The sequence below is a fragment of the Paraburkholderia sp. Ac-20347 genome (assembly GCF_017104805.1).
In the GTDB taxonomy this organism is placed as follows: domain Bacteria; phylum Pseudomonadota; class Gammaproteobacteria; order Burkholderiales; family Burkholderiaceae; genus Paraburkholderia; species Paraburkholderia tropica.
Map to the genome: position 1 here is coordinate 1 of NZ_JAAGPN010000250.1, position 11,799 is coordinate 11,799.

Below are 11,799 nucleotides of genomic sequence, written 5' to 3' on the forward strand. Positions count from 1 at the left end.
TACGCAACCGGCGTTCTCGAGCGAGACCGTCAGGTAGCGGCTGGCGACGCCCGCGAGGTTGTCGAACGCGGCGTGCGCGTCGGTCGCGCTCGCCACGTGGTTCGCGAGCACGCGGAACTGGCCGATCGCGTGCGCGAAGTGCAGCCGTTTCATGCACGCGTAGGCGTCGGTGATCGCCTGCGCGGCGACGCGCATGACGATCAGCACGTCGTGCGCGTGCATCGCGAGCGGCGACAGTGCGCCGTCGGCGTCGAGCTGGGCGTCGATGAGGACGATGTCAGCCGGACCGGTCAGCACCTTGTTCAGTTGCGCGCTGCTGTACTGCGAGCGATGCTCGCGCGAGGCGGCCAGCACGCGAAAGCCGAGCGCGTGACGCCCCGCGGCTTCGTCGAGCCCCATCTCGCCGCGCATCACCGCCGCGAAGTTGCCCGCGCCGCGAATGCCGCCGAGCAGCGCGCTCACCGAGCGCGGCCCGAGACATTCGTCGATGACGAGCACGTCCTTGCCATGGCCGGTCAGCGCCGCCGCCAGATTGATCACGGCGGTCGTGCGTCCCGGCGCGCCGGGTCCGCCTGTCACCGCGATCACGCGCGAGCCTTCTCGCGCAAGCAGACGCCGCAGGCCTTCGGCCTGATCGATCACGAACTTATCCAAACCGGACCTCGGGTGCTTGCGCGTTCGAACGATTCGACAGCGCGGAGAGCAATGCAGGAATGTCGTCCTCGTGCGGCACGAACGGCGAGCGGTCGCGCGGCACGCAGAACGCGCTGCGAATCAGGAAGCGGCGCGTGGCCACGTACAGGTTCTCGGGCACCTTCTGGCCGGTCGAGACGTAGTGCACCGGCAGCTTGTAGCGCAGGACCGTGTCGAGCGTGCTGCCGAGGTTGGTCGCCTCGTCGAGCTTGGTGAGGATGCAGCCGGTGAGCGGCGAGTTGTCCGGACCGCTCTGATAGGCCTGCACGACTTCGTTGAGCGTGTCGCCGTGGTTGGTCGCCGAGAGCAGCAGAAGGCGCCGCACCGGACGGCCCGCGCCGCACAGCATGGCGATCTGGTCGGCCACGGCGCGGTCGCGCTGGCTCATGCCGATCGTGTCGATCAGCACGATGTGCTTGTTCTTGAGTTCGGTGAGCGCGAGCTGCAGATCCGCGCCGTCGCGCACCGCGTGCACGGACACACCGAGGATCTTGCCAAAGATGCGCAGCTGCTCGTGGCCGCCGATCCGGTAGCTGTCGGTCGTGAGCAGCGCGACCTTGCTCGCGCCGAAGCGCATCACGCAGCGCGCGGCGAGCTTGGCCGTGGTCGTGGTCTTGCCGACGCCCGTCGGGCCCATCAGCGCGAACACGCCGCCGCGCTCCATCAGCGCTTCTTCGTCTTCCAGCACGGGCAGGTTCGATTCGAGCACCGACTGGAGCCATTCCATGCCGGCTTCCTCGGTCTCCACGTCCGGCAGGCGCTCGATCATCATCTTGACGAGCTGCGCCGAGAAACCGGCCGCGAAAAGCTGTTTGGTGAGCGCGCCCTGCACCGGGCTGCGGCGCTGGCGCTCGCCCCACAGCAGACCGGCGAACTGCTCTTCCATCATGCCGCGCATGGAGGCCAGTTCGTTCATCACCGTTTCGTTGACGACCTGCTCGATGCGCGAGCGAATCGCTTCGCTGACGGTCGCCGCCGTGGCGGACGACTTCGCGCCGTCTTCGTCGGGCGCGGGACCGGCGGCGTCGGCGCTCTGGCCGATGCTACGCGCCGCGCGACGCGCCGCGACGTGAGCGGCCTTGAGCGCCCAGTCGGGCTGCGTGGCGTCGACGTCGGCGGGATGCACGGGATCGGCGGTCGTGCCGAAGCCGCGCGCCATCGCGGCGGCGGGCGTGAGGCCCGGCGTGCGCGTGTCCTGACCGTTCTGCTGGCTGGCGATACGGCGCGCGTGGTCGATCAGCCAGGGATTCGTTTCGGCCATCGTGCGCGGCGCGCTCGATTCCTGGAACGACTGCGGGAACGACTGCGACACCGCCTGTTCGAGCAGCGACGCGGCGTCGCGCGCCGACGTCTGGCTCGTGGCGGGCGCGGCCTTCAGCGTGCCGAAGGGCTGCGTGGTCTGCTGCGACTGCATGGCCTGCGCGGTCGGCGGCATCGTCGATTGCTGGGCGTGCTGGCCGGCGGCCGCACGCGACGCGGCGAACGGTTGCGCCGAAACTTCGGGTATGTCGTTCGGGGCGGTCTTGGCCTGAATCGATTGCGCGAGCGAGACGCCTGCATCATCGCCGTTATCGGCGTCGGCGTGTTCGTCGGCGGCTGCAGCGGCAGCGGGATCCGCGCCGACTTCCGGGCTCGCGCCGAACACCGACGAGAACACGTCCGGCATGCCGCTCGCGTAGGGATTGCCCGCCGACGGCGTCGACGACGCAGCCGAAGGCAGCGCGAGACGCGCCGGCTTCTGCGCGAACGCGCCGCCGTTCTGCGACGCCGCGCCGCCTTGCGACGACGAACCGCCAAAGGGCAAACCGCCGAACGCCGCACCGAGGGCCGCTGCACCCGCTGCACCCGCCGCACCTTCCGCAGGCGCGATCGCCGCGAGGTCGCTGTCGGCGAGCGCGACGATCTCGACGCTGCCGTCGTCGAGCGTGCGGTTCGACAGCACGACGGCGTCCGCACCCAGCGCCTCGCGCACGAGGCGCAAAGCGTCGCGGCTATTGCCACCGATGAATTTGCGAATGTTCAAGCTATGCCCCTGATTGAGGTGAGCGGCCTGGCGCCGCCGGTCGATTGCACTGGATCACTGCGAGCCGCGCGTCGCGCATGCCCTTCTCCGATGTTGGAATTATTTCGAAGGTGAGCCTTCTACGATCGGTGGATCAGGACGGGGAAATGTGGGTAATTCGGGGGATGGGGCGCGGGCGCGGCGCACGGCGGGGTGCGCGGTGCATCGGACGACGGCGGTCGACGGTGCGAGCGCGGCGTCGAACGTGCGGTGAACGTGGCGAGAAGCTTGCCGACTCGCAGCGGGACGTCGCAGCGCGGCGTTATCAACCAAATAAGCGACTAACCATTTGACCTATAATCTGGTCGATTGATCGGCGTCACTGGGCGCCGCACGTGTTTGATTCGCCGCGCTTCAGGAGTCCGTACGATGGAAAGCATTCTGGCAAGAGCCTCGATAGGCATCAGCGAACTGAAGATGAATCCCATGGCTGCAATCGAGAAAGCCGACGGCCCCGTCGCCATTCTCAACCGCAACAAGCCGGTGGCCTACCTGATCCCCGCGAGCGAGTGGGAAGCCATCTGCGACCGGCTCGAAGACATCGAGCTGGCCGAACTCGTCCGCTCACGCAGCGGCGACGAAATCGTGAGCGTCAAGCTTGACGACTTATGACCTGAAGTTCTTCAAGTCCGCGCTCAAGGAATGGCAGCATCTCGACGCCACCGTGCGCGAGCAGTTCCGCAAGAAACTGGTGGAGCGTCTGCGCGCGCCGCACGTCGAATCGGCGCGCCTCGCCGGGCTGCCGGATTGCTACAAGATCAAGCTCGTGGCCTCGGGCTACCGGCTCGTGTATCGCGTGATAGAGGGCGAACTGGTCGTGCTCGTGATTGCCGTCGGCAGGCGTGAGGCGCGCGAGGCGTATCGCAAGGCGCATACGCGTCTGCGCTGAACCCTGGCCACAACGCAAAAAAGCCCGCCAGAAACCTCCGGCGGGCTTTCCAGAAATTCACCGCAAACTCACCGCAAGCTCACCCTCAGTTCGTCCCCACCACGTTCACCACGCGCACGTTGCGCGTATCGGGCACCTCGGCATACGAGAGCACCTTGAGCTGCGGCAAGCTGCGGCGCAGGAAGCGCGAGAGCATCGGACGCAGCGCATGCTGCACCAGCAGCACCGGCGACAAGCCCATCGCCTGCTGACGCTGCATCGCCGCTTCGGTCTGCGTGAGCAGCGTGTGCGCGAGGCCCGGCTCCAGACCCGGATTCGGGCCCGAGGTCAGCGTCTGCGAGAGCACGCGCTCGAGATTCGCGTCGAGGCCCATCACCTGCATGTCGCCGCTGCCCGGGAACCACTGCTGCGTGATCGCGCGGCCCAGCGAGATGCGCACCGCCGCCGTGAGATCGTGCGCATCGGTCATGCGCGGCGTGTGCTCGGAGAGCGACTCCATGATCGTGCGCATGTCGCGAATCGGCACGCCTTCTTCCAGCAGGTTCTGCAGCACTTTCTGCAGCGTCGTGACCGACAGCACCTTCGGCACAAGGTCGTCCACGAGCGACGGCGTGTCCTTCTGCACGCGTTCGAGCAGCGACTGCACTTCGCGGCGGCCGAGCAGTTCGGCGGCGTGCGTCACCACGAGGTGATTCAGGTGAGTCGCCACCACGGTGCTCGAATCGACCACCGTGTAGCCGAACACCTGCGCCTGCTCGCGCATGTTCGAATCGATCCAGATCGCAGGCAGCCCGAACGCCGGGTCGGTGGTCGGCATGCCCGGCAGCACCGCGCTCACCTGACCCGGATTGATCGCGAGCCACTGGCCCGGGAACGCCTCGCCCGTGCCCACTTCCACGCCCTTGAGCGCGATGCGGTAAGCGTTCGGACGCAGTTCCAGGTTGTCGCGAATATGAATGACCGGCGGCAGGAAACCGATTTCCTGCGCGAACTTCTTGCGGATGCTCTTGATGCGCTTGAGCAGTTCGCCGTCGGTGTTCTTGTCGACGAGCGGAATGATGCGATAGCCCACTTCGAGACCGAGCGTATCGATGAGCGTGACGTCGTCCCAGCTCGCCTCGGTGTTCTCGACCGGCGCGACGGCGGCCGGCGCGATATCCGCGAGCACGCTGCTCGACTTCTTCGCCTCGGCGGCCTTCTTCATCACGCGGCCAAGCTGGATCGCGCCGCCGCCCAGCAGCAAGAACGCGAAGTGCGGCATGCCCGGAATCAGGCCCATCATCAGGATGATCGAACCGGTGATCAGCAGCACGCGCGGATTCGTGAAGAGCTGGCCGGTCAGCTGCGTGCCGATGTCTTCGTTGGTCGCCACGCGCGAGACGATCACACCGGCGGCCGTCGAGATCACGAGCGACGGAATCTGCGCGACGAGGCCGTCACCGATCGTCAGCAGCGTGTAGGTCTCGCCCGCCGCCGCGAACGGCATGCCGTGCTGCACCACGCCGACGATCAGGCCGCCGATGATGTTGATCGCCATGATCAGCAGACCGGCGATCGCATCGCCGCGCACGAACTTGCTCGCACCGTCCATCGAGCCGTAGAACTCGGCTTCCTGGGCGATTTCCGTACGGCGCTTGCGCGCCGCTTCTTCGTTGATGAGACCGGCGTTCAGGTCGGCGTCGATCGCCATCTGCTTGCCGGGCATCGCGTCGAGCGTGAAGCGCGCCGACACTTCCGCAATCCGGCCCGCGCCCTTCGTGATCACCATGAAGTTGATCACCATCAGGATCACGAACACCACGATACCCACGGCGAAGTTGCCGCCGACGAGGAAGTGGCCGAACGACTCGATCACCTGACCGGCCGCGCCGGGGCCGGTGTGGCCTTCGAGCAGCACGACGCGCGTGGACGCCACGTTCAGCGACAGGCGCAGCAGCGTGGAGAACAGCAGCACGCTCGGGAACGCCGCGAAATCGAGCGGTTTCATGGTGTACATGCTGACGAGCAGCACCATCACCGAGAGCGCGATGTTGAAGGTGAACAGCAGATCCAGCAGGAACGGCGGCAACGGCAGGATCATCATGCCGAGGATCATGCAGATCAGGATCGGCCCTGCCAGCGCGCGCAGATTCGTGCTTTGCAGCACCTCCGGGCGCCGCGACAGGAAACCGGTGCGGGCGTTCATTCTGTTGCTCCTTCATTGCCGCCGCGCGCGGTGTCGGCGCGGCCTGCGGGGTTCGATGCGGTGGTGTTGGCGTTGCGCGCGGCGTCGGCGGCGGCGCGATCCTCGGGCGAGAGCGCGTCGTCGGCCTCTTCGGCGGCGTCGTCGTCGCTCACGGCGCCCTTGTCGAGGTCGGCCGGCACGTCGAGATCGGTCGGCGCCATCGGCACGTCGCCGCCGTGTTCGCGGAATCGTTTGAGCTGATAGACCCACGCGAGCACCTGCGCGACCGCGCCGTAGAGCGGGCCGGGAATCTCGCGGTTCAGATCGACGTTGTAATAGAGCGCGCGCGCCAGCGGCGGCGCTTCGAGCAGCGGCACATTGTGCTCGGTGGCCAGGTCGCGGATGCGCGCGGCCACGAGGTTCACGCCCTTGGCGATGACCTTCGGGGCGCGCATTTCGCCGTCGGTGTACTGGATCGCGACCGCGAAGTGCGTCGGGTTGGTGACCACCACGTCGGCCTTCGGAATCTGCGCCATCATGCGGCGGCGCGCCATCGCGCGCTGCTGCTGGCGAATGCGGCCCTTCACGTGCGGATCGCCTTCGTTCTCGCGATGCTCGCGCTTCACTTCTTCCTTCGTCATGCGCAGCTTGCGGTGATACGACCAGAGCTGATACGGCACGTCGATGGCGGCCACCACGAACATGCCCGCGACGGTCGTGCCGCAGCACACGGCGATCAGGTGAAACGCATCGGCGAACGCGCGCGGCGCGGGCTGCATCGCGAGGCCGAGAATCTCGTCGCGGCGATTCCAGACGGCCGAGCCGCCGATCGCACCGACCATGATCGTCTTCACCATCGACATGCCGAGCTGGATCGGACCGTTGATCGAGAAGATGCGGCCGAGACCCGAAATCGGATTCAGCCGGTCGAACTTCATTTCGAGCGATTTGGTGGAAAAGAGCCAGCCGCCGAGCGCCATCGGCGCGAGCAGCGCGGCCGCGCCCGTGAGCGCGAGCACCGGGAACAGCGCCATCAAGCCCTCGCGCGAGGCCACGCCGGCACCCGTGAGCATGCGTTTGGTCTCGAAAGCGCTGTCGTGGTTGAACGTCAGCGCGCCGCGCAGCATCGCCTGCAAATGCTCGCCGATCGTGCCCGACAGCAGCCAGATGCCGAAGAATCCCGCCGACAGCAGCGCGAACGTGGAAAGCTCCCGCGAACGCGCAACCTGCCCCTCCTCACGCGCCTTTTCGAGGCGCTTGGGAGTGGCTGATTCGGTTTTTTCGAGGTCGCTGTCCTCTGCCACGGATGCTCCGGTCGGCGCCGCACGCGGCCCGCCACCCCAACGGTGACGGCGCACAGCCTTTTTCAGTGAGAGCGATTATTGCCGCGCGGAGCAAGCGGCGATTGACGGAGTAAGGCGGTGAAACCGGGGTATTTCGCCGGATGGGCGGCCGGAACCTGCGCGGGAAGGCGCGCGGGCGGGTTTCGCGCGGGTTTGACGCGGGCGTGGTGGGTCGTCGCAATAATGGGGGAATGAACGAAAATGCCTCACGCCGCGTGGGGGCGGCGTGAGGCATTCAGGCGTTCAGGCGTTCCGACGCTCAGAACGCGAAGTAAGGCGTCTGCGTGCCGCCGGTGGCGGTCTGGTCGTAGCCGTAATAGACGTAGCGGCCGTAGAAGAACGGCAGACCGAGGTCGAGGTTCGCGTTCGAGCCGAACTCGCCCGCGAGATCGTTCGCGACGAAATTGCTGCCGCTGCCGAGCAGGACCTGGGCGCTCACCACGTTGAAGTTCACGGTCGCCGACTTGTTGTTGAGATCGGTCAGCGTCGCCGAGAGCGCGAGCGGCGTGGACGGGCAATAGAAGGTGCCGAGGTTGCCGCCGCACTGCGCGATCGAGCTGTCGTTGAAGAACAGGCCGTTCGAGCCCGAATCGAGGAACGCCGCGAGCGAGCGGCTCTTGTAGGTGCCGACGACATCGCCCCACTGGTCGGTCGCGAAGCTCTGGCTGGCGCTCATCGTGTTGTTCGACTGCGTGCCGATGCCGAACACCAGCGTGCCGGTCGCGCTGGCCTGACCGGTCTGCGACACGGGCGCCATCTGCAGAATCACGCCGTTGTTGTCGGTCGTGAAGTGCGCGACGGGATTGGCGACCTGCGCGCTATTGGCAACCGCGACGGTGCTGCAGTTGGTGCCGCCAGGACAGCTGTAGTAGCTGCTGCTGTTACTCGTGTTGGTCGCGCAGCGCGAGCCGCAATCCCACGGCGCCACGCCGATGCCGATCAACCCGTTCGCGCCCAGATCCTGCGGCGTGTTCTGCGCGCTGCCGTAGCTCGCGCAGGCTTGCGGCACGCTGCTGGTGGCGAGGTCGCCGATCACCTGGATCGGAATGTTGCTGGCCTTTTCGCCGCCGATCGTCACGTCGGCGTTGCGCACCGTGCCCCATGTGTAGCCGTCGGCGAACGCCGTGCACTCGGCGAGCGTGCCGCCCGAGGACGCGGTCGTGAGCGGCAGCGCGCCGGTCATCGTGCTGTTGAGCGCGGACGCGGCGATGCGCAGCCCGTACGACGCCGTATCGACCTGAACGTTGCTGATGGTCTGGCAGGTGCTCGTGCCGGCCGCGCACACCGTCACGCTGATGGTGGGAATGTTCGGCATGTTGCCGGTGACGCCGGAGTTGACCGTGACGCCCACGGTATTCGCGGCGCCGACGGCGATGGGCTGCTGCGTGGGCCCGGCCGGCAGTTGCGAGGTGTTGCCGGCGCTGCTGCTGCTCGAACCGCTGTCCGATCCGCCGCCGCCGCCGCAAGCCGCGAGGCCCGCCGTGAGCGCGAAACACGCGGCCAGCAACGCGCCGCGGACGATGACGGGGCTTTCGCGCAGGGCGCGTCCGACTGCATTGGAGATGCCGATGGTGTACACGCGTCGTCTCCCGTTCGTCATTGAATGTCGGAGGCGCTGACGCCCGACGGCAGCGCCTGCGGCAACCAGGCCTCGCCCGAGAACGCGCCCATGTGGCCGCCCGAATGGACCACGAGCGCGCTGTTGTCGACCGCGCCTGGCCCGCGCACGCCCGCCGCGCGATTGGCCTTCACGCCGGCGACATATTGCGGAAAGTAGCTGCCGAGCAGCGAGGCGAGATCAGGCGGCTGCGGCCCGTTCCACGCGACGCCGAACACCGTGCCCGCCGACGAAAGATACTCGCGCACGACGGTGCCGTTGGCGAGCGTGGTTTCGCGCACCGAGTAAGCCGACGTGCCGGAAGTCGTCGATGTGCTCGACGCCGCCGAGGCGCTCGCCTGCACAGCCTGCCGCTTCACGGCGGACACGGCCGTATTCGCGGCGCTGGGCGCACCGACGGTCGCGCCGGCCGGCGTGGTCATGGGCGCGCCGCCGAGCGCGGCGCTGGCCGGCTGGGCGACGCACAGCAAACCCGCCGCGCAGACGAGCGCGGCCATGGCGTGCTGCAGTGCGCCAAAAATCGTTGATGCTGATTGGGAATGTGAAGCGGAAGCCGAATTCGCGGTCGGCTTGAACCCTGACTTGAACCCGGACTTAGATCCTGACTTACGCCCTCGTTGAAAAACCGAAGAACAAACAGACAGACGCGAGCCGGACGAACCGGCACGGCGGGTCGCGGCGGACGCGACGGACGAGGCTTGCGGATACAAGGCGGCCCTCCCTTTCTCTCGGTGGCACGCTCCCGCCTGTGGCGCGACGTCCCGGCCGAAAAGTCGAGCAGTCGAACCGGGGCGACGGCAAAACGGGGAGCGGCTGGCTGCGCTGTCTGACTCCACCCCGGCAAGCGCCGCGGCGGGACAACAGCGTTCGTTGTCTAGTATGCCTGTCGAAGATTACACACGACAGATGGCTGTTTGGCCAGACGCAGCCATGCTGCGGCGCAGCGCGCCGGCATGGCCTTGCACATGGCGGCGGGCGTTCCCCGCCTCACCGCCGCGTCTGGCTGCCTGTGTATTCCGTTCTATTGCGCCAGTCCTGCTTTCCCGCTTGTTCCGACTTGTTCCGCCTGTACTACCTGTACTGCCTTAGAAACCGAGGCTTGCGAGCAGATCGTCGACCTGCGCCTGGTCCTGCACGACGTCGGTCTTGCCTTCCGGATTGATCTGCGGGCCGTTGAGCAGGCCTTCCGGACTGCCCGTGCTGCTCGCGTGCGCCTCCGCCAGCAGCGCGGCCGTGGCCGCGAACTGCTCGCGCCGCTCGGGCGCGATGTTCTCGACCAGCACCGTCAGCAGTTGCTGCTCGATCACATAGACCACGTCCATGATCTTCTTGATCACCTGGCCGGTCAGATCCTGGAAATCCTGCGCGAGCATGATTTCGAGCAGTTGCTGATTCGTCGCCGTGGTGACTTGCGGCACGCCGTCGAGGAACTGGCGCGTGTCGTCCATCAGCGAGCGGACTTCCTCGCGGCCGATCGGCGCGTCGTACCAGGTCGCCCAGCGCGACGACAGCACCTTGGCGTCGGCTTCGACCTGTTCCTGCATCGGCTTGGCGACCTCGATGGCCGACAGCACGCGCTCGGCGGCCTGCTCCGTCATGTTGGCGACGTAGCGCAGCCGGTCCCGCGCGTCGGGCACCGCTTCGGCGGCGCGCTCCACGTGCTTGTCGAGACCGAGCTCGCGCATCGAATCGCGCAACGTGCGCGTCAGCTGGCCGATGCGCGCGAGGATGCGGTCCGTCGCGAGATCGCCCGACTCCGCAGCGCCGTCGTGCGCCGCATCAATGGGCTCGTTCACGTCAGCTCCCGGTCTTCGCCATCTTTTCGAGAATCTTGTTGAGCTTCTCGTCGAGCGTCGCAGCCGTGAACGGCTTGACGACGTAGCCGCTCGCGCCAGCCTGGGCCGCGGCGATGATGTTTTCCTTCTTCGACTCGGCCGTCACCATCAGCACCGGCAGGTGCGACAGCGAAGCGTCGGCGCGGATTTCCTTGAGCATCGCGAGGCCGTCGAGGTTCGGCATGTTCCAGTCGGAAATCACGAACTCGTAGTTGCCGCCGCGCAGGCGCGCGAGGCCCGCTGCGCCGTCTTCGGCTTCGTCGACGTTCGCATAGCCCAGTTCCTTGAGCAGGTTGCGGACGATCCGGCGCATCGTCGGAAAGTCGTCCACCACCAGAATCTTCATTCCCTTGTCCATCTCGGTTCCATTCCTCCAGGCTAAAACCTGGGCAATTATCCAGACAAGCGCGACGCCTATCCAGATAAATTAATCGTGATCGATCGTGTAAGCCTTACAAAGCCACACGATCTCTCGTAAAAGTACGCGCCCGGTGCGGGCGGGCATATTACACGCGCTGGACGCGATCGCCCATCGAAGCGAGGCGCGTCATCACGCGGCGGCTCATGTCGGCGAGCGAAGCGATCTCGTCGGCGGCCCCGAGTGCGATGGCTTCGCGCGGCATGCCGAACACGATGCAGCTCGCCTCGTCCTGCGCGAGCGTGAACGCGCCGGCCTTGCGCATTTCCAGCAGGCCCGCCGCGCCGTCGCGGCCCATGCCCGTCAGAATCACGCCGATCGCGTTCTTGCCCGCGTGCTGCGCGGCCGAGCGGAACAGCACGTCCACCGACGGACGATGCCGGTTCACCGGCGGGTCGTCGGACAGATGCGCGATGTAGTTCGCACCGCTACGCGCGAGCAGCAGATGCGCGTGACCCGGCGCGATGTAGGCGTGGCCGGGCAGCACGCGTTCGCCGTGCTCCGCTTCCTTCACGGTGATGCGGCACAGCCCGTTCAGGCGCTGCGCGAACGACTTCGTGAAACCGGGCGGCATGTGCTGCGCGATCAGCACCGCGGGCGCGTCGGGCGGCAGCGGCTGCAGCACTTCGCGGATCGCCTCGGTGCCGCCCGTCGACGCGCCGACGATGATCAGCTTTTCGGTCGAAACGAGCGGATTGTTGATCATCGGCGCGGCGGCGGCCGGGGCGTGCGCGGCGCCATGCGCGGCAACCGGATGACCGGCGGCCGGCGCGGCGT

Annotated in this window: 11 protein-coding genes; 2 read left to right on the forward strand and 9 right to left on the reverse strand. The window is 67.1% G+C overall.

Translation table 11 applies throughout. The features are described 5' to 3' along the window. Both G3N97_RS31090 and flhF read right to left on the reverse strand, forming a co-directional pair. A partial coding sequence (locus G3N97_RS31090; protein ID WP_205996790.1) for a MinD/ParA family protein occupies positions 1-654 on the reverse strand: 654 nt, incomplete at its 3' end. Beyond that, positions 647-2,716 (reverse strand): flagellar biosynthesis protein FlhF, encoded by a 2,070-nt coding sequence (gene flhF, locus G3N97_RS31095; protein ID WP_205996791.1) that lies wholly within the window; start codon positions 2,714-2,716, stop codon positions 647-649. The genes flhF and G3N97_RS31090, both read right to left, overlap by 8 nt. Before the next feature lie 408 nt (positions 2,717-3,124). On the opposite strand from flhF, the gene G3N97_RS31100 reads away from it, so the two are divergent. Next, on the forward strand, positions 3,125-3,367 hold the full coding sequence (locus G3N97_RS31100) for a type II toxin-antitoxin system prevent-host-death family antitoxin (protein ID WP_074982803.1): 243 nt from the start codon (positions 3,125-3,127) through the stop codon (positions 3,365-3,367). Next, complete coding sequence (locus G3N97_RS31105; protein ID WP_205996792.1) at positions 3,354-3,644, forward strand: type II toxin-antitoxin system RelE/ParE family toxin; 291 nt, start codon at positions 3,354-3,356, stop codon at positions 3,642-3,644. Before G3N97_RS31100 ends, G3N97_RS31105 begins: the two co-directional genes overlap by 14 nt. A gap of 85 nt (positions 3,645-3,729) precedes the next feature. Here the strand turns inward: G3N97_RS31105 and flhA are convergent, their stop codons facing one another. The 7 genes from flhA to G3N97_RS31140 form a co-directional block, all read right to left on the reverse strand. After that, positions 3,730-5,829, reverse strand: a complete 2,100-nt coding sequence (flhA, locus tag G3N97_RS31110) for a flagellar biosynthesis protein FlhA (protein ID WP_205996793.1) — start codon at positions 5,827-5,829, stop codon at positions 3,730-3,732. Next, positions 5,826-7,112 (reverse strand): flagellar biosynthesis protein FlhB, encoded by a 1,287-nt coding sequence (gene flhB, locus G3N97_RS31115; RefSeq protein ID WP_205996794.1) that lies wholly within the window; start codon positions 7,110-7,112, stop codon positions 5,826-5,828. The genes flhA and flhB overlap by 4 nt, the downstream gene beginning before the upstream one ends. Positions 7,113-7,410: 298 nt before the next feature. Next, positions 7,411-8,730 (reverse strand): DUF3443 domain-containing protein, encoded by a 1,320-nt coding sequence (locus G3N97_RS31120; RefSeq protein WP_346778148.1) that lies wholly within the window; start codon positions 8,728-8,730, stop codon positions 7,411-7,413. A 17-nt stretch (positions 8,731-8,747) separates the two neighbouring features. Then, positions 8,748-9,266 (reverse strand): DUF2844 domain-containing protein, encoded by a 519-nt coding sequence (locus tag G3N97_RS31125; RefSeq protein WP_205996796.1) that lies wholly within the window; start codon positions 9,264-9,266, stop codon positions 8,748-8,750. 588 nt (positions 9,267-9,854) lie between these two features. Next, positions 9,855-10,565 (reverse strand): protein phosphatase CheZ, encoded by a 711-nt coding sequence (cheZ, locus tag G3N97_RS31130; RefSeq protein WP_110327876.1) that lies wholly within the window; start codon positions 10,563-10,565, stop codon positions 9,855-9,857. 1 nt (position 10,566) lies between these two features. Continuing rightward, on the reverse strand, positions 10,567-10,962 hold the full coding sequence (cheY, locus tag G3N97_RS31135) for a chemotaxis response regulator CheY (RefSeq protein WP_065065604.1): 396 nt from the start codon (positions 10,960-10,962) through the stop codon (positions 10,567-10,569). A gap of 148 nt (positions 10,963-11,110) precedes the next feature. Next, positions 11,111-11,799: chemotaxis protein CheB (locus G3N97_RS31140; protein ID WP_277397810.1), on the reverse strand; the 689-nt coding region annotated here is incomplete at its 5' end.